The organism is Exiguobacterium sp. EF_C8 (genome assembly GCF_054956715.1).
The window spans coordinates 329,661-347,221 of sequence record NZ_CM143264.1; the positions used below are offsets into that span (position 1 = coordinate 329,661).

A 17,561-nucleotide genomic window follows, 5' to 3' on the forward strand; every position below is an offset into this window, starting at 1 on the left:
AGCGAGAAGAATCTAACGGAGGCTAAGGAAAATGACTAAAATTGCATGGGTGACCGATAGTATGGCCTATTTCACGAAAGAAGAGGCGGAAGCGATCGGCGTCAATGTCGTGCCGATTCAAATTTTACTTGGTGATACGGCGTATCAAGAGAATGCCATTACGGTCGAGCGTCTGTTTCGTGCCCTGGATGCGGACAAAAAGCTGATTGCAAAAACTTCACAACCGATCTTTGGTGAGTTCGTCGGGACATACGAACGGCTAAAAGAAGAAGGATATGACTGCGCGATTGCAGTACATTGTACGAATGGCTTATCAAGTACCGTTCAAAGCTCAGCATCAGCAGCGGAAGCGGCAAGCTTCCCGGTTCATATCATCGATTCCCATACCGCGTTCGAAAACCAACAGGAATTCATTCGTTACGGAATGGAACTTGAGGCACAGGGGAAATCGGTCGAAGAAATCGTTGCGGCGTTACAAGCATTGACGAAAAAGACCCATTTTTATATGATCGTCGGTAATATGGAGACGATGCGTCGCGGTGGACGTGTCTCGTCAGGAGACCTGTTCCTTGCGAACTTACTCAGCATCAAACCGATCATCACGACGGATGAAGCGGGAAAAGTCGTACCATTCAAAAAAGCGCGTTCTCTTAAGAAAGCCTACATCGAGATGGTCAAACAAATCGATGAGTCGATGCGTCAACACACGTTCTATAAGAACCGGATATATGTTGCGACGACGATGGCACCCGAAATGGCAGCAGAACTGCGCCAACAGGTCGCAGCGAAATTCCCGGATCTGACGATTCTTGAAGGCACGTTCGGACCGGCAATTGGGACACATGCCGGAGCAGAGACGGTCGGTCTGTTCTGGATGAATGATTAAAATTACATGTAAGAGGCGATGGATTTTTCCATCGCCTCTTTTTTTAATCAAGCGGTCAAGGTGATACCGAAAAAGGCAGCGAGGATTCCGAATCCATAACTGCATATCAAGTAGAAGGCGAGTACTTTACGGTTTCCATCTTGTAAGAGCTGTAACGTTTCAATCTTGAACGTCGAGAACGTCGTAAACGACCCGAGAAAGCCAGTACCAAGCAGTAACGTCCAGGTCGTATCAAGATGCGATCCGATGACGAGTCCGAGTAAAAACGAGCCAAATACATTAATCAGGAATGTTGCTAGTGGAAATTCATGTTTCCAGAACGTCTTCATCCATTGACTGACAGCAAAGCGACTGATAGCACCACAAAAAGCACCGATGGCGAGGGCGAGTAATGTCATTCAGTCACGTCCTTTCGTCACGTGCCGCAATCGTCTTGTTCCAAGCGCGTAACCAAGATAAGACAGGAACAGACCGCCGAACAGGCTGACGAGTACGTAGAGGAACGCATCCGCTAAATGACGTTCGTTAAATAAGGTCACAGTCTCGACGCTGAATGTCGAAAATGTCGTGAATGAGCCGATGAAGCCCGTTCCAATAGCTGTAATCGCATATTGATGCAAGAGTTTCGTTCGAAATAGGAAGTGTGTCGCATAGCCGAGCAGAAAGCTACCGATCAAGTTGATCGCAAGCGTGGGCCACGGAAACGGACCGGTCGTAAAGTCGCCAATCAGCAGTCCAAGTCCATAACGTGCAGAGGCACCGAGAACACCTGCGAGACCTACGAGTACATAGAGCATAGGAATCCTCTTTTCTGAAAAAAGTCTACGTTAAACGTACTCCCGCTCTCAAGAAAGCGTCAAGAAAAAAAGTCATCCGAGGGACTTAACGATTGAATTCTTTCTGCCGATGAACAATTGTATGACTTTACTATGATGAAGGAGTTTGAACAAGATGGTATCTGCCCTCGAGCAACAAAGTACAAAGATTTTATCCCGTCTGATTGCAACGTTAATTACGATTGCGCATCCATTGATTTTCTTATTTGCGCAAATGAATTACGTCCCAATCAGTGTGTTTTATCAGTTTTTAGTCGGTGGTTTGATCTTGACGGTCGCGTTGCTTGTGGGCAACCGCCTACTTGGACATCGTCCGAGCGGGAAGTACGTTCAAGTGACGTTAACGTATTTCGTCCTCGCTCTCGTTTTGATGACCTTGCCGTCTCCGAGCATTTGGACGATCGCCTATCTCTACTTGACGATTTCAATCGTCTATTTGATTCCACGTTTGGTCATTCTCGCTGGAATCCTTGGACTCGTTGAGATGGCAGTATTCACAATGCTAGGAAAGATTGTCTTTACGAATACATTCGATTTGATCGTCGCCTATGTCATCTATTTGATGATTTTCTCAGCAGCTGTTTTTGTCGCCGTCTTTGGACGAAACGTCATGTTAGCCGTCCGCCAAGAACAAGAACGGTCGGAAGCCTACGCGGCAACGTCGCAAATTGCCCTTGAGCAGACGGCAGCAACCGCAACGGAAGTAACGACGTTCACGGAAGAGATGAGTGAAACGGTCGACGCGGCGAAGGATTCCTTCAGTCAGGTTGATCTGGCGATGCAACAGCTGGCAAATGAAGCAGCAGGAAGCGTTCAAGCGATTCGTGAAATTCGCCAATTGAACGACCAGCAAGTTAACCGGATGCAAGAGGTAACGGTATCAGTCGACCGTGCGCTCGAGCGGAGTTCGTCATCGCGGACAACAGCTGAACAAAGCAGGCAGACGATCGGTCTTGCCGGACAATCGCTGCAACAATTAACGACGAGCATGGATGAGTCGGTCACGTCGTTCGGACAGCTTGCTGGGCGTTTCCAGGAGATCGTCGCTATCACGTCGAGTATTAACGCGATTGCGACGCAAACGAATCTGCTTAGTCTTAACGCGTCGATCGAAGCGGCTCGCGCGGGCGAGTTCGGAAAAGGTTTTACGGTCGTTGCGCAAGAAATTCGTAATCTATCATCACAGACGGCAGAAGCGTCGAAGGAAATCAATACGATCATTGAACGTGTTGAGCAGGATGTTACGCAAACCGGAAACTCGATTCATGCCAGTACGACTTTGTTACGTGAACAGGAAGAACGGATGGCAGATAGTCAATTGGCGCTACAGACGATTGAGACGAATACAGCGGAAGTCGTCGGTTCGATCCAGTCGGCGCAGACTCAGTTCGCGACGATGACAAGTAGTCTTACTGCTATCACGACAGCAACCAGTCAACTCGACACGTTCATGAATGCCTTGCTCGCGCAAAGTGAGTCATTATCAGGTCTGACACGTCATCAAGTCGGACAGGTCATGGAACTGCAACAGGCGATTCATGCCTTGAACGAGACGGCGTCTACCCTTCAGCAAACGAATCGTTAACGAAACAGCTCCTCATTGATCAGTGGGGAGCTGTTGTCTATTCTCAGACTGTTTGTTGGTGGAACGGACGGGGAAGAAGATAGGGAATGATTATCGAAGGAGGAGTCAACGGATGAAAGCAGCTTACATTGAACAGTATGGTGGATCGGAACAATTTAAGATCGGAGAACTGGAAAAGCCGGTCATCGGACCAGATGATGTTTTAATTGAAGTCTATGCCGCGAGCGTAAATCCGGTCGACTGGAAGTTACGAGAGGGGTACTTGCGTCAGATGCTGAGCTACGAAATGCCGCTCGTTATCGGTTGGGACGTTGCAGGAGTGATTCAGGAAGTCGGAGAAAACGTCTCGGATCTTCAAGTCGGGGACGCCGTCTTCAGTCGTCCAGAAATCGCTCGTCAAGGGACCTATGCGGAGTATGTCGCAGTTGATGCGCATCTTGTCGTTAAAAAACCAGAATCGCTCAGTTTCGCAGAAGCAGCGTCCCTTCCGCTCGTCTCGCATACAGCGTGGCAGGTCATGTTCGAAGTGATGGATGCGAAGCCAGGTGATCGGATCTTTATTGGTGCCGGATCAGGGGGCGTCGGAACGGTTGCAATCCAACTTGCGAAAGCGAACGGGTTGTACGTCATTACGTCAACAAGTACGAAAAATGTCGACTGGGTAAAATCGCTTGGAGCCGACGAAGTCATCGACTACAAACAAGAAAATCCAGCCGACCGTGTCCGGGACGTCGATTTTGTATTCGATACAATGGGCGGAGACAAGCAAGGGGAGCTCTATCAGATGCTGAAACCAAATGGGATGCTTGTTTCGATTTCCACACCACCCGATGAAGAGCAAGCGAAACAACACAATGCCCGTTCGGCCTACGTCTTCATGCAACCGACCGGTGAGCGTTTGCAACATATCGCTAAAGCCGTCGAACGTGGCGAGCTACAACCCGTCGTCGACCGGATCTTTGATCTCGACCAAATCAAGGAAGCGCATGATTATGGCGAAGAAGGACATGCAAAAGGCAAAATAGTCATCCGGGTCAAAGGAGAATAAGAAGAGGAGGGCGCTGAAATCAGCGTTCTCTTTTATTTTTGTCAATCTTTTTATCAAACCATAAACAAAAAATAACCTGGTTAAAAAAGTGTAAAGGATAAGGGGTTGCTTCTTCCTATACTAGGGCTATTAGAAGTGAGTCAGCCATATTAAAAGGAGGAAGTAACATGAAAAAAGGATTGAAGTGGGCAGGAATCATCGTAATCGGAGCAGTCATCCTTGGAAATCTAGGAGATGATGAAGAACAAGTGGCGCCAGAGAAAAAAGTAGAGGTCGAACAAGAAGCAGTCCAATCAGAAGCAAAACCAGTGAAAGCAAAAGCAGCGGCGAAGCCGGTCAAGAAAACCTATGGCATCAAGGATCAGGTAAAGGTCGGGAAATTGACGTATGTCGCCAATGACGTCAAGATGGTCGACACGTTATCGAACGTCCTTGGCGAAAAGAAAACATCAGGACAATTCTTAGTCATCGGTCTGACGATTCTAAATGGAGATAAGGAAGAGCGCTTCGTCGATAGCAACATGTTTAAAGTCAATGTCGGCGATACCGAGTATTCAGCCGATACGGAACTCGATCTCTATGCGAATGAAGACGGCATGGGCTTCTTCCTAGAGACGATCAACCCGAATATCGAAAAAACCGGCAACATCGTCTTTGAATTACCGAAACAGGTCAAAAATCCGAAGCTTGAAGTCTCATCCGGTTTTGGCTGGGCAGGTGGACAATCAAAAGAGATTCAATTGACACGTTAATTAGCGAGCATAAAAAGGAGTAGCGGATTTGTTCGCTCCTCCTTTGTTATTACCGTCCGGATTGTTGGATCGAGAGCTCCTGTGTCAATCGGTCGAGTAAGTCGAGTGTCTCGGGATGCGTGACGAGCGTCCGATCGAGTGTCTTCCGTTCAGTCTCTAGACATGCCAGATAACGTTGAGCCGCTTCAGCATGCGTTGCGGGTGTCAAGACTTCATAGATTGATTCAAGAGAAAGGCGTGGACCGTCAGGCAATGTCGTCGGAATCGTCTTTAATCCGAGCTGCGCCCGATCTGGAGTATGGTGATGAAGCAAGACTTTCGCGAACTTGATCAAGGCGCTCCGGAGCATCTCGACTGCCCATAAGTCGTTTCCCCGTGCCGCTGCTTTTTTGTATTGGAACAAGAACCAGACGGCATCAATCGCTTCATCGGTCGCTTCTTGTGCGGAAAGCGTCAAGTCGCAAGTATCCGTAAAGTCCGTCAATTGCTGTTTTGGATCGTACAGGACACGTAATTGATCCTTATGGTTTAGCGAATCAAGTGTCACCGTGAATAAATCGATATGTAACAAATCATCATAGACGACGATCATCTGTGGTGCGATGATGTCGATCTCATCTTTCCAGATGATGGGGCGATAAACAGAGAGGTGGGACAGTCGACGTGATAAAAATTTCGTTTGGCGTTCTTCCGAGACGAGACAGTACAGATCGATGTCTGAATGAACGTCTTCTTCTCCTCGTCCGAAGGATCCTTTCAAGAAGATGGCTTCGACTGCAGGATCTTGTTTGAGCCGAGCAACGAGTTGCTCGATTGCATGGAGTTGATGCATGAGGACTCATTCCTTTCCGAAAACAGAAGTCTATTAGGTTAGTATACGGGGGAATAGACAGTTTATTCCATACAAAAATGAGAAATCACATCGAAATGGATTTCTCATTGGGAGGCAGAAGTTACTTTTTCTTTATTTTCAAGATGAATGACGTGCTGTTCGCCCCATGCATTGATGGCGTCAAGAACCGGGATAAGTGTCCGACCGTAATCCGTCAGCGAATACTCAACGCGTGGCGGGACTTCTTGGTAAATCTCGCGATGCACGATATCGTTTAGTTCGAGCTCGCGCAATTGAGCTGTCAGCATCTTTTGCGTAATGTTCGGCAATTGTCGTTTCAATTCACTGAAGCGGAGCGTTCCGTGTGTGATCAAGACGAGTAAAATCGACGGTTTCCATTTTCCGGTCAAGATTTCGAGTGCGGTCTCGACTCGACAGCTTGGTGTCTCTTCCATCGGTCTTCCTCCTTCATGGTATCGTTTAGGATACTATACCACTTATTCGTGCCTACTTCCGCTTCCATCACTTCCGCGTAATAATAGAGGTACAAGCTATTTCATTGAAGGAGGAAACAACATGTCGATTCACCCACAGATTACACTTGGTCCCGTTCGTTTACGCGTCACGGATCTTGACCGTTCCGTTTCATTTTATACAGCATCACTCGGATTACGTGTACTGACACAAACGGATCAGCTAACAGTTCTTGGCGCACAAGGTACACCACTCGTTGAGCTCGAAGTTCATCCGAATGCCCGCCGTTTCCCACCGAACTCGGTTGCCGGGTTATACCATTTTGCGATTTTGCTACCGAACCGAAAAGAACTCGGTTTCGTCATCCGCAATTTGATCGAACAAGGGATTGAGATTGGTCAAGGTGACCATCTTGTCAGTGAAGCCTTTTATCTATCGGATCCGGATGGGAACGGGATCGAGATTTATGCCGATCGTCCACGTGAGACGTGGACGTATGAAGCAAATGGAGATGTCAAGATGACGACCGATCCTGTCGATTGGCAAAGTATGCTCGTCGAAGCTGGAGAAGAAGACTGGTATGGTATGCCGGCCGAGACCGTCATGGGACATGTCCATTTCCACGTCAAGACACTGGAAGCAGCGCGGACATTTTATGTCGATACGCTCGGCTTTGAGGTTGCGGCTGACGCTTCGCGAATGCGTGCGTTGTTCGTCGCTGCTGGCGGTTACCATCATCATATCGGTCTGAACGTCTGGTCGGGAGTTGACGCACCGACGAATCCGCAAGATGCGGTCGGGCTTGTCTACTGGACACTGCGTTATCCGGATCAAGCGACGCTCCGTGCAGCAATCGAGACGTTGAAGTCTTCTGCTTATACCGTTACGGATCAAGCAGATGCTGTCTATGTCACCGATGATGCTGGAATCACTGCTCGATTGACAACATAACTGAAAAAATCCCCTTGTAGAGAAAAATCTGCAAGGGGATTTTTTGTTTTATCGTGAAGATGACGTTGCATTACCGTCATACCGGCTGATCAGCTCATACGGTCTGACTTTATATAAGGCATGCGGGAAGTAGTGCGGATCCATGGCGTCGAGCGTCCGCAACTGGAAATGATCCCGTTTGATGTATTCACTCAGCGAGTCACGTGTCAGTGGGAAGAAGCCGACATCCGTCGTTTCGCCTTCTTGTGTCGTAAGTTCACCACCGACGGATTTTCCGCGGAAACAGACACAAAGGACATGACTTGAGACGTTTTGATAGATACCGGTAATTCCATCGATTGTGACATCAATCCCGGTTTCTTCTTTGACTTCTCGTTTGATCGCGTCAAGAATCGACTCATGATTTTCGACTTGTCCACCCGGCATCTCATACGTATCACCCCGGTGGAGGTTGCGAACGAGCAGGACTTCACCGGCATCGTTTGTGATGTACGCGGTCACGCTGACGATCGCGCGAGGGGGAGCGTACGTACCAGTCGACGTCATGAAATCTTCATAGGATTTGATATAGAGGTTTTTGCCGAGGCGCGCGCGTTTCTTCATCGCTTCACGGCGTAAGGCACTGTTTCGGACATCACGATCGACTTGTTCGTAATGTTCGCGGTCGCGGTATTCCCAGATAGCGATGACTTCATCTTCTGCTTCCGTCACCCAGCGACCAACGAGACGGGCACCATGACTGACTTGAAGCGGATACAGGTAGGTATGAAAAAACTCAGTAAATTCTTCTAGGCGTTCGGGACGAATCGTATAGGTCTTCCGGCGATGCAACATGGAAATTCCTCCTATCAGATGAGCGTTCGGATGTACGTTGTACCCCTTCTCGAACGAACGGATGAAACCCTTTTTCTCGAGGTGGAAAAAGGATTTTTTATGAAAAGGGGCTGAACCCATTCATATGACGTAACAGGCTTTCCGAAATCGATGACGATTTATTTTGCTCAAAAAAGTACAGCTAAAGAAGAACTTAAGAAACGGACGGGGCTCAACTTTAGAAAAATCGGGGATACTGAATATAGAGAGAAACAGAAAGTAGGGATATGTGATGGATATCATGGCACTCGTCCGCCTAGCTGGCGGAATCATGTTTACCCCATTGTCGGACGATGTCTTAATGATGGGTTTTGCAGCACTGCGTTTAAGAGAAGGAATGTATCCGGTCGTCATCTGGTTGACGGCATGGCCGATTTTCTTTATCGCTTTTACATGGTTTTATCTGCTTGCCCGGTTCTTTCGAGAAATTCCACTCGTCAAACGCTGGATGAAGTCCCGTTTCTTAGAACGAGCAGAAGCAATCATCGAACGACGCGGGTTATGGGCAATTGGACTATCATTTTTCTTACCCGGCGTCAGACATCCGATTCATTATGTCGCTGGACTTCTCGGTTATCCGTTACCGCGTTATTTAGCGATGACGTTCTTAGCAGCAGGCGTCTATACGGGACTGTGGACATTCATCATCATTCGAATCGGAGAAGCTGTGACCTGGTCGGAACTGTGGAACTGGCTACAGGTGAATCCTGGCGTCATCGGATCAATCATCATGATCCTTATTGGAGCAGCAGTCATCGGGATCGTCCATCATCATCGTCAAAAGGAATCGTTGAAAGAAGAGTCCTCGATGTAAATCTAAATACAACGGCGAATCCGATAATGGATTCGCTTTTTTGGATAAAGTTTGGTTTTATAAATAAGGATAGTTTTTTGAAATAAGAAATAATCCATCAAAGAAGTGAAATCATTGTCAAAAAATGACGCACATCACTTCTTAAAAGCAACGTGGTTTACACACTGGATTGGCAATTTATCGTCACAAGCCAGTGGATGGAAAGGGATTGTAAACGCTTATACTAAGAGGTGTTCACAGAGTGGACATATTTCCTGTCGAAGGAGGATACATATGAATCTCATGCAGACGGAAGAGACGGTCAAAAAAGCACCGACTTCTTCTGCTTATCGGACGATTTGGCGATGGCACTTTTATGCTGGTATCATCTTTGCACCGTTCCTAGTCATGCTTGCTGTGACAGGATCGATCTATTTATTTAAGCCACAAATCGAAAACGTCCTGTATCAATCGTATTATGACGTTACACCAAAAGCAGATCGCATCACTGCGACGGAACAAATCAATCGCGTTAAAGCGAAGTATCCGGACGCGCTCGTCACGTCATACCGACCGGGTGAATCCGACGACCGATCAAGTGAAGTGAATATCTCTTCACCTAAAATGTCGGCGACGGTCTTCGTCAATCCGTATTCCGGTAAGATCATTGGAACATTACCGGATGATGACCGGATCATGAACAAAATCGAAGAGATCCACGGAGAGCTGATGGCAGGAACGACAGGCGACCGGATTGTCGAACTTGTTGCGTGTTGGGCGATTGTTTTGATCGTGACAGGATTATTCTTGTGGTTCCCGCGTAAGCAAAAGGGGCTGTCAGGTGTTTTGTTCCCACGTCTTCGTCAAGGCAAGAAGTTATTTCGTCGTGACCTCCACGCCGTTCCGGCATTCTGGATCACAGCAGGAATGTTATTCCTCATCCTGACAGGTCTTCCGTGGTCTGGCTTCTGGGGGACGAACTTCCAGTCACTCGTCACGAACCAAGGTCTTGGTTATCCACCGTCCATCTGGGGTGGGGAAGCACCGAAGTCAACTCTTCAAACGAAGGATATCGCAGAAGTCCCGTGGGCTGCCGAAACACTTGATGTCCCGCAATCAAAAGTCGAAGGAGCCGTCCCGGCTTCGATCGATGACATCGTTGCAATCGGCAAACAACAAGGGATGGATCCAAGCTTTAAGATCAGTATTCCAAGTGATCCGAGCGGTGTCTATACGCTGTCTGCGTATCCAGCGAAAGCACAGAATGAAGCGACGATCCATCTCGATCAATATTCCGGTGCCGTGCTCGCCGACTATCGTTATGACAACTATGGTATCGTCGGAAAGATCGTCGCGACCGGAATCACGCTTCACAAAGGAACGGAATTCGGCTGGTTCAATCAGTTAATTAGTCTGTTGATTTGTCTCGGAATCATTCTCGTGGCAGTCAGTGGTTTCTATCTCTGGCTGAAGCGAAAACCAAGTAAAGGGATGGGGGCGCCGAAAGGACCGAAAGCATTCATGTTGAAAGGATTCCTCGCTGTGCTTGTCGTGCTGGGAATCGTCTTCCCGCTCGTCGGTCTATCGTTGCTCGTCGTCTGGCTGGTCGATTTCCTCGTCATCCGTCGTATTCCGAGTGTAAGGAGGTTCTTCAATGCGTAAATCGATACAAACACTCATGCTCGGCGGACTGTTCGTCACGACGACGAGTCTTGCTGGCTGTGCGGTCGATTCCGATGCAGCAGAACAGTATGCCGTAGCTAAGCCGTTATCGATCAAAATGAATATCCCAAAGGACTTACAACCGGATGCCAAGAAAAAGCAGACGTTTGAAGCAACAGTCTGGCGTGAAGCCAAACCGGTTCAAAAAGTCGATTATGTACATTTCGAAATCTGGAAAGCAGATGGAACAGTACGCTATAGTATGGAACCGGCAGAGGAGACAAAGCCAGGTGTCTATACGATTGCGAAGGCACTACCGAAATCCGGTTTGTATTATGTCAAAGCGCATGCAAGCAGTGAAGGTACGATGATCATGCCAACACGGCAGTTCATCGTCGGTGAGTTATCGAAAGAAGATTTAAGAATCTTACAAGGTGGAGCAAAACCAGCTGGCGGAAGTAGCGGTCACCATCATTGAAGAATAAGGAAATAAAAAATGAGAGGGTGGAATACTATTCCGCCCTCTCATTTTTCGTATAGACGATTAATCGTCATCACCATGATCTCCGTGATCATCCCCGTCATCGTCTGAATCATCATCATCCGAGTGCTCATCTTCTGATTCGAGTTCCTGTCCATTATAGAACTTGATCTGGACGTGTAACGTTTTGATGTTTGGTAATTGAAGCGCCTGTGCGACTAACGTTAATAATTCTTCTTCCGTCATCGATGGTGTGACGAGAAGACGATCTTTTAACGTCGCAACGTCAGTAATACCGATCTCGTCTTTAAAGCGTAGTTCTTTCCGTTGATGTTCATTACTGTAACGCCACTCGAACTTTTTCTTATTCGTATCCGTTACTTTGATCATGATCCGTTTGAGTTCTTGGTCATTCTGAACTCCGTCTTGATCCGTATCTTCCTGATCGTCTCGAGTCCCATCCTGATCGCTGTCTGCTTTGGTTGGATCAGAACCAAGTTCGAACTCGTCTTCATTCAGAAGCGTATCTTGATCCCGGTCCTCTTCGTTATCTTTGATGCCGTCACGATCTGAATCATTTTTCAGTGGCTGCGTACCCACGATGAATTCTTCTCGTGTCGTCAATCGATCTTTGTCTTGATCTTCTTTATCATCAGAAATACCATCTTGACCGGAATCCTTCTTCAACGGATTTAGATGCGCTGTGTATTCTTGTTGATTCGTAAGTAAGTCGCGGTCCGAATCCTCTTTCCCATCCTTGATTCCGTCGCGGTCCGAATGCGATTTTGTAGGGTTGAGGCGAAGTTGATACTCTTGTACATTCATCAAACCGTCGCGATCGTGATCTTTTGTTGCGACTTGTTTTCCATATCCCAAATGATATTGTTTTTGCCAAGCATCTGGAATCCCATTTTTGTCTCGATCGACTTGCACGACAGGTTTCTTCTTCACTTTACTTTTTGCTTCGACAGGTCCAACTGCTTGCGAGACGACGAGCGAAGCAAGTACTGCGCCAATGACGATTCGTTTCATGATTCCACTCCTGTTCTAAAAAATAAAAGATGCGGTTATAAGAAGATTCTAATGAATTGATTAGAAAATAAGTCAGCTGTTTCGTGAAATGAGTAAATAAAAACTAAAAATAATGAAAGTACTACATAAGTTTATTTCTAATTAAAAAATATTTTAAATAAAAAATGTAAAAAGATAAAACCATTTATGAACTCCATACGTTATCTATGTGAAGTCCAAAAAATCAAAGGGGTGTTCATAAGATGAAGATGAAAAAGTCGTATCTCGCTGTTCCACTAAGTGCCGCATTGTTGATTCCAGCAGCAGGTGTCAGTGCACATGGTCATGAGGACCATAGTAAGATGTCTCACAGTTCAGGAAAAGTCTCACTAGATGTCTCCTCTCCAGCATCGGATCTGCGAGCGACACTCGATCAAATTCTATCTGAACATGCATATCTCGCAGTCGTCGCGATGCAAAAAGGGATTGATGGTAAAAAAGATTTTGAACAAGCAGCAGGCGCATTGAATCAAAATACGGATGATTTAGCGGCAGCTGTCGGTTCTGTCTACGGTGACGATGCAGGAAAAGCGTTTAAAGATATCTGGTCGAGCCACATCGGTTACTTCGTCGATTACGTCAAAGCGACTGGAGCAAAAGATGAAGATGCTAAACAAAAAGCATTGAAAGATTTGGATGAGTACCGTGTCGAGCAGGCTGCATTCCTTGATAAAGCAACAGGCGGGCGATTGAAAGCAGCAGATCTCGAAGAAGGGCTCAAAGTCCACATCACACAATTGTTAACATCGTTTGATAGTTACGTTGCTGGTGATTATGACGCTGCCTACAGCAATCTACGTGAAGCAATCGAGCATATGTATATGGTCGGAGAAGGATTATCTGGTGCGATCGTTGATCAGTATCCGGACAAATTCAAAAATACGAAAGTCGATACACCAGCAGCCGATCTTCGTGCCGGGCTCAACCGGAACTTCTCAGAGCACGCAGCGCTTGCGGTGCTCGCGATGCAAAAAGGAATTGACGGTGCAAAGGACTTTGACGCGGCAGCCGGTGCCTTGAGTCAAAATACAGATGATTTGTCGGCTTCAATCGGTTCCGTTTACGGCAGTGAAGCAGCACAACAATTCAAGAAAATCTGGTCGAGCCATATCGGCTACTTCGTCGACTACGTCAAAGCAACAGGTGCAAAAGATGATCAAGCACGCGACATGGCTGTAAAAGAACTCGATGAGTACCGTGTCGAACAAGCTGCATTCCTCGATGCAGCAACGGAAGGTCGTTTAAAAGCAAAAGATTTGGAAGAAGGACTAAAGGTCCACATCGACCAACTCTTACTCGCCTTCAATAGCTACAATGAAAAAAATTACGACAAAACGTACCCAGCGATTCGTGAAGCGTACGCGCATATGTACGGCGTAGGGGAAGGAACAGCGACAGCAATCGTCGATCAGTTCCCAGATAAATTCAAAGGTGCACCATCTGGTATGCCGAACACAGGTCTCGGTGGTATGCAAGCAGCATCATCGGCGACAGGTATCGTGTGGTCATTGCTTGGTATTGCCGCAGCATCGATCCTTGGATTGTTCGCACTCCGTCGTCGCCCGCAACAATAAAGGACGACCCGCTGGAAACAGCGGGTTTTCTTATACACATCAAGCTGAAAGGAGGTAAACGACATGCGTATCATCCGATTTGCACTTCTATTCCTCATTTGTCTGCTTCCCATCTCCGTTGAAGCACACACGAGTCTCAAAAGTTCCAATCCGGCAGAAGGAGCGGTGTTATCAGAGCCCGTCAATCGAATCCGCTTGACGTTTAGTGAGGCTGTCGAAAAGACGAGTACCTTACGTGTAGTGGATACGAACGGTGTCGAACAGTCGCTTGCGAAACCGCTCATCATCGGGAATGAACTCAGTGCCGTCGTCTCGAAACCATTGCCAAAAGGACAGTACACGATTAAATGGGCATCGATTTCAGATGATGGTCATCCCGTGAAAGGAACGATCGGATTTACAGTGATGGGTGCCGCGACAACTGAAGCGAGTACAGTTGAAAAAGCAGAGCCAATGGAAACAAAGGCAGCGGTCGTCCCAGAAGCTGAACCTGTTTCAAAAGGACTCGTTCCGACGCTTCTTCCTTGGATTGTTGGTGGACTATTAGTCAGCATCGTCTTACTTCTCTTATTCCGTCGTCGTTCGATATGAGTGCGTTTCTAGGAGAACTACTTGTCTACATGGGTGGAGCGATTTGGATGGGTTATCTGGTGTTATGCTTCATCTCAACGAAACAAAAACCGCCATTAATGGATGGTACGTCATGGGCGGTAGCGGGGCTCGGGATGCTTGTTCTTGGAACAAGTATCCCGGTCATCGGTGCCGTTCGTTTTCTGCTTTCGACGCAAACGATGACGGAGGCTCTACGGACAGGATTATTTTTGCATATCGGTCAAATGTTTCTTGTCGTTTACTTCGCTGTCTTACTCCTATTGATCGTACTTGCCTGGCAAAAGCAACGATCTGTCCTACTCGCACTCTTGACGATCCCGATATGGATTGGCATTGCAGGAACGAGTCATGCCGCAACGAAATACGGGGCGCTTGGGTGGACGCTTCAGTTCAGTCACTTCTTATGGGTGACGGCTTGGATCGGTGTTGTGTTTTGGGTAGCTGTTGGTGCCCGTTCGACCGAGCATTGGTCCGCCTTTTTAAACTGGTTCAGTCCGTTTGCTCGGATTGCTTTTACCGGTGTCATCCTGTCAGGTCTGTTGCTGATGCAACTGGCGATTCCGCTTGAACGTTATCCGAATCTATGGGGCGTGCCATACGGTCAAGCCATGTTGCTGAAGCATCTTTTGTTGTTACCGCTTTTATTCTACGCCTTTTGTAATGGCACACTTGTCCGGCGTCGGTTACGTTTTGACTCGACATACGATCCACGTCCGTTACTTCGAATGGAGAGTATCATTTTAATACTTCTGTTCATGGCAAGTGCATCACTCAGTCGTTTGGAACAACCCACGTTAGGTCAACTTCCGACCAGTGGTCCAGCAGGGGACGGATGGGTCTTGATGATGGGGATTGCCACCTTACCACTGCTCTTACTCGGATTCAGGCGACATGCAGTGGGTGTCTTGCTGAGCCTTCTTAGTGTCAGTCTGATCTACCTGGGACTACTTGCGACAGGGTGAACACAAAAAAAACAAGGTAGCGGATAGTTCCGCTACCTTGTTTGTCGTGATTTTATTTTGTCGAAACGGCGCAATTCGTTGCTTTCGCAAGAATCTTCGAATAGGCCCGGGCGCCCTTAATATTCAAATGAACACCATCCGCTTCAAAATAAGATGGGTGTTTGATAGCAGTGGCATGCCAGTCGATCAGTTCGACCCGTTTCCGCTTTGATGCCTCTCGTAACATCTGATTGACTTCTGCTTCCCACGGGCGTGGCACCCGTGCTGTGACGAGATAGACGTGATCGGCATTTGCAAATTGGTCGAGTAAGCTATTCAACTGATCTTTGCGGAAGCTGCCGTTCGTTCCAAGATGGAGGATGACTTGGCGTCCATGTTGATTGTACGACGCATACTGCTCACTTAGCGGAATCGCTTCTCGTAGCTGTCGACCGAGTTTCGCATCAATCGTCAGTTGTTTGAGTGTACTGCCGAGATAATCTTCGACACCGAGCAGGACGGAGTCACCAATCGCAAGCGTCGGTCGACAAATTTTTCGTTGATCAGGTTTTGCTTTCGGTGTCGTCGGTTTGAGGACCGGTTTCGGTTTTTCTTTTGGCGCCGCTATCTTATGGAAGGCGGGTTCTGGCTTCGGTGTATCGGAAACAGCAAGAATCGATAAGTTACCAATGAAGCTGACGATAAGGATCGTCAACACGGCAACACTCGCCCACTGTACCGTTGAGAACTGACGTAACTGTTGCGGATGTAGCGATAAACGCTTCAAGTAACCAGACAATCCGTGTTGACGAATCGGACGCTCGATGAAGCGATACGACGCTTCTGTTAACGCAACAAGAATAACTATGATCAATATAGTCCGTAGTACCGAGAATGTTCCAATTTGCTCGACCGGTGTCAGCAACGTGATGACGGGAAAATGCCATAGATATAAGCCGTACGACCGTTTGCCGATCGCAATAAGTGATGGATGCGCAAACCAACGACTCCAAATCGACGCCGGATGGGCGATCGTAGCAATCAATAGGGCGGCAAGGAGCGAAACGATGAAAAAGCCACCGCGGTATAAAAAGCTTCCGAACTCACTCGTGACAACCATCAGTAAAAGTAAGAGTGGCAACGTGACAGCACCTGTTTGATTCAACAATCGAACACCACGTTTTGGGATATCAATCTTAAAGCGGGTCGGTTGCCACGCGAACGCGAGCAAGCTCCCGATCAATAAGGCGAATAATCGTGTATCGGTACCGTAGTAGACACGACTCGGATCCTCACCCGGTGTGAATTGAATCGCCATCGCGAGCACGGATGCGCCGATCGCGACACCAATCAATTGAAGGAACAGGCGACGATTTTTCATGCCGAACCAAAGTAGGATCGGGAATAGCAGGTAGAACTGTTCTTCGATCGCGAGCGACCAAAGGTTTTGAATCGGTGACGGTTTCCCGAACGACTCGAAATACGAAACGTCATGGAAGATATACCACCAGTTCGTTCCGTAAATAAGCGCAAAGGCACTATCTTGACGAACTGTATGCAATAGCTCGCGTTCAAAGACGGTTACATATCCGAGAACGAGTAACAGCATGACGAATAGAGCTGGGAACAAACGACGGAAACGATGAATCCAAAACCGTTTCAAATCGAGGCGCCCGGTCGTTTGCCACTCGCGTAACAAAAGACCAGTAATCAGGTAACCGGATAGGACGAAAAAGAGATCAACACCGAGGAAACCACCAGAGAAGAATGAAACAGATAAGTGGTAGAGAATGACAGACAGGACAGCGAAAGCGCGTAAGCCGTCAAGCCCTGGCATATATGTAATCGAACGAGACGAGGATTTCATAAGACACGAACAACTCCTTTAAAACGACAACTAATTTCTAACAGTCTTTAGTGTATCGAATTCCAATTTCAAAGAAGTGTCTAAGAAGTAACAACCTAGCCCAAAAAAGTACCCGACGAGAGCATCGGATGCTGACTTACGAATGACGCGGAAAACGACACGTGACGGAAAAGCGGTTGTCTGCTGAAGTGAGCTGGACACTTCCGTGATGGCGCGCCATGATTTGTTGAACAATCGACAGACCGATACCGGAACCGCCGGAAGAACGCGATGCGTCAGACGTTCCGAACGGCGTCAATCACGCGTTTAGTTCCTCTAGCGTA

General features: G+C 47.5%; 19 protein-coding genes. 11 read left to right on the top strand and 8 right to left on the bottom strand.

Going from position 1 to position 17,561, the window contains the following annotated elements; all coding sequences use genetic code 11:
• Nucleotides 1-31 precede the first annotated feature (31 nt).
• Entirely contained in the window at nucleotides 32-886 is an 855-nt protein-coding gene (locus ACY2IG_RS01845; protein WP_035411284.1) for a DegV family protein, read from the top strand.
• A 47-nt stretch (nucleotides 887-933) separates the two neighbouring features.
• Here ACY2IG_RS01845 and crcB (ACY2IG_RS01850) read toward each other — a convergent pair whose 3' ends face one another.
• Both crcB (ACY2IG_RS01850) and crcB (ACY2IG_RS01855) read right to left on the bottom strand, forming a co-directional pair.
• On the bottom strand, nucleotides 934-1,284 hold the full coding sequence (gene crcB / locus ACY2IG_RS01850) for a fluoride efflux transporter CrcB (RefSeq protein ID WP_462618282.1): 351 nt from the start codon (nucleotides 1,282-1,284) through the stop codon (nucleotides 934-936).
• Nucleotides 1,285-1,683, bottom strand: coding sequence for a fluoride efflux transporter CrcB (crcB, locus tag ACY2IG_RS01855; protein ID WP_462618283.1), 399 nt, complete (start codon nucleotides 1,681-1,683; stop codon nucleotides 1,285-1,287). It lies immediately after the preceding gene.
• 154 nt (nucleotides 1,684-1,837) lie between these two features.
• On the opposite strand from crcB (ACY2IG_RS01855), the gene ACY2IG_RS01860 reads away from it, so the two are divergent.
• The 3 genes from ACY2IG_RS01860 (at nucleotide 1,838) to ACY2IG_RS01870 (ending at nucleotide 5,107) form a co-directional block, all read left to right on the top strand.
• Complete coding sequence (locus ACY2IG_RS01860; RefSeq protein WP_462618284.1) at nucleotides 1,838-3,307, top strand: methyl-accepting chemotaxis protein; 1,470 nt, start codon at nucleotides 1,838-1,840, stop codon at nucleotides 3,305-3,307.
• A gap of 112 nt (nucleotides 3,308-3,419) precedes the next feature.
• Entirely contained in the window at nucleotides 3,420-4,355 is a 936-nt protein-coding gene (locus ACY2IG_RS01865; RefSeq protein ID WP_214856188.1) for an NADP-dependent oxidoreductase, read from the top strand.
• A gap of 167 nt (nucleotides 4,356-4,522) precedes the next feature.
• Nucleotides 4,523-5,107, top strand: a complete 585-nt coding sequence (locus ACY2IG_RS01870; RefSeq protein WP_462618285.1) for a DUF4352 domain-containing protein — start codon at nucleotides 4,523-4,525, stop codon at nucleotides 5,105-5,107.
• A 49-nt stretch (nucleotides 5,108-5,156) separates the two neighbouring features.
• Here ACY2IG_RS01870 and ACY2IG_RS01875 read toward each other — a convergent pair whose 3' ends face one another.
• Together ACY2IG_RS01875 and ACY2IG_RS01880 are read right to left on the bottom strand one after the other, a co-directional pair.
• The gene (locus ACY2IG_RS01875) at nucleotides 5,157-5,939 is read right to left on the bottom strand and encodes a nucleotidyltransferase domain-containing protein (protein WP_462618286.1); all 783 of its coding nucleotides are present in this window, start codon (nucleotides 5,937-5,939) and stop codon (nucleotides 5,157-5,159) included.
• Between the two features lie 104 nt (nucleotides 5,940-6,043).
• The gene (locus tag ACY2IG_RS01880) at nucleotides 6,044-6,394 is read right to left on the bottom strand and encodes a winged helix-turn-helix transcriptional regulator (protein WP_290785982.1); all 351 of its coding nucleotides are present in this window, start codon (nucleotides 6,392-6,394) and stop codon (nucleotides 6,044-6,046) included.
• Between the two features lie 121 nt (nucleotides 6,395-6,515).
• Between ACY2IG_RS01880 and ACY2IG_RS01885 the strand changes: the two genes are divergently transcribed.
• A complete protein-coding gene (locus ACY2IG_RS01885; RefSeq protein ID WP_308102213.1) occupies nucleotides 6,516-7,364 on the top strand; it encodes a VOC family protein in 849 nt (282 codons plus the stop codon).
• Nucleotides 7,365-7,412: 48 nt separating this feature from the next.
• Here ACY2IG_RS01885 and ACY2IG_RS01890 read toward each other — a convergent pair whose 3' ends face one another.
• Nucleotides 7,413-8,198, bottom strand: coding sequence for an NUDIX domain-containing protein (locus ACY2IG_RS01890; protein WP_308102212.1), 786 nt, complete (start codon nucleotides 8,196-8,198; stop codon nucleotides 7,413-7,415).
• A 271-nt stretch (nucleotides 8,199-8,469) separates the two neighbouring features.
• Here ACY2IG_RS01890 and ACY2IG_RS01895 point away from each other — a divergent pair, with 271 nt between their 5' ends.
• The 3 genes from ACY2IG_RS01895 (at nucleotide 8,470) to ACY2IG_RS01905 (ending at nucleotide 11,170) form a co-directional block, all read left to right on the top strand.
• A complete protein-coding gene (locus tag ACY2IG_RS01895; protein WP_313489447.1) occupies nucleotides 8,470-9,051 on the top strand; it encodes a DedA family protein in 582 nt (193 codons plus the stop codon).
• A gap of 273 nt (nucleotides 9,052-9,324) precedes the next feature.
• Complete coding sequence (locus ACY2IG_RS01900; protein WP_462618287.1) at nucleotides 9,325-10,692, top strand: PepSY-associated TM helix domain-containing protein; 1,368 nt, start codon at nucleotides 9,325-9,327, stop codon at nucleotides 10,690-10,692.
• Complete coding sequence (locus ACY2IG_RS01905) at nucleotides 10,685-11,170, top strand: FixH family protein (RefSeq protein WP_462618288.1); 486 nt, start codon at nucleotides 10,685-10,687, stop codon at nucleotides 11,168-11,170. The genes ACY2IG_RS01900 and ACY2IG_RS01905 overlap by 8 nt, the downstream gene beginning before the upstream one ends.
• 66 nt (nucleotides 11,171-11,236) lie before the next feature.
• Here the strand turns inward: ACY2IG_RS01905 and ACY2IG_RS01910 are convergent, their stop codons facing one another.
• Complete coding sequence (locus ACY2IG_RS01910) at nucleotides 11,237-12,205, bottom strand: hypothetical protein (RefSeq protein WP_462618289.1); 969 nt, start codon at nucleotides 12,203-12,205, stop codon at nucleotides 11,237-11,239.
• Nucleotides 12,206-12,447: 242 nt separating this feature from the next.
• Here ACY2IG_RS01910 and ACY2IG_RS01915 point away from each other — a divergent pair, with 242 nt between their 5' ends.
• From ACY2IG_RS01915 to ACY2IG_RS01925, 3 genes are all read left to right on the top strand, one after another.
• Nucleotides 12,448-13,818 (top strand): copper amine oxidase, encoded by a 1,371-nt coding sequence (locus tag ACY2IG_RS01915; RefSeq protein WP_462618290.1) that lies wholly within the window; start codon nucleotides 12,448-12,450, stop codon nucleotides 13,816-13,818.
• Between the two features lie 63 nt (nucleotides 13,819-13,881).
• The gene (locus ACY2IG_RS01920; protein ID WP_462618291.1) at nucleotides 13,882-14,409 is read left to right on the top strand and encodes a copper resistance CopC family protein; all 528 of its coding nucleotides are present in this window, start codon (nucleotides 13,882-13,884) and stop codon (nucleotides 14,407-14,409) included.
• The gene (locus tag ACY2IG_RS01925) at nucleotides 14,343-15,392 is read left to right on the top strand and encodes a copper resistance D family protein (RefSeq protein ID WP_462618292.1); all 1,050 of its coding nucleotides are present in this window, start codon (nucleotides 14,343-14,345) and stop codon (nucleotides 15,390-15,392) included. The genes ACY2IG_RS01920 and ACY2IG_RS01925 overlap by 67 nt, the downstream gene beginning before the upstream one ends.
• A gap of 52 nt (nucleotides 15,393-15,444) precedes the next feature.
• Here ACY2IG_RS01925 and ACY2IG_RS01930 read toward each other — a convergent pair whose 3' ends face one another.
• Both ACY2IG_RS01930 and ACY2IG_RS01935 read right to left on the bottom strand, forming a co-directional pair.
• The gene (locus tag ACY2IG_RS01930; protein WP_462618293.1) at nucleotides 15,445-17,238 is read right to left on the bottom strand and encodes an acyltransferase family protein; all 1,794 of its coding nucleotides are present in this window, start codon (nucleotides 17,236-17,238) and stop codon (nucleotides 15,445-15,447) included.
• Between the two features lie 136 nt (nucleotides 17,239-17,374).
• Nucleotides 17,375-17,536, bottom strand: coding sequence for an ATP-binding protein (locus ACY2IG_RS01935; RefSeq protein WP_313533213.1), 162 nt, complete (start codon nucleotides 17,534-17,536; stop codon nucleotides 17,375-17,377).
• Between the last annotated feature and the right edge of the window lie 25 nt (nucleotides 17,537-17,561).